The sequence below is a fragment of the Marinimicrobium sp. UBA4509 genome (assembly GCF_002388575.1).
GTDB lineage: Bacteria > Pseudomonadota > Gammaproteobacteria > Pseudomonadales > Cellvibrionaceae > Marinimicrobium > Marinimicrobium koreense.
In genome coordinates, this window is sequence record NZ_DGMV01000047.1 from 22,189 (window position 1) to 22,522 (window position 334).

A 334-nucleotide genomic window follows, 5' to 3' on the forward strand; every position below is an offset into this window, starting at 1 on the left:
CGGGTGACGGTCTCACAAGGGTAGACCCAGCCTCCGCAGAGGAGGCGTAAAGCTCAGGGAACTAGCCACCATACTTTTAATCGTGGCACTGAGGGCCGGGAAGGGAAAGCCCTTTCAAGACCGTAAGCGGAGGGGCTCCGCGCGTCGAGTCCCATGGTCGCTCACTTGGATGTGGGAAGTGCCCCGAGGCGCTGGTAGCGCAAAAAAGCATCGGGTTAATCAGGAGCCTTCTCCTTTCTAGCCTTCAGCTCCTCATTTGGACCTAAGGTGCTATTTCCCGAAACGTTACGCTGGCACTGCGGAGGCGGGGCATACCCTTGTGAGACCGTCACCC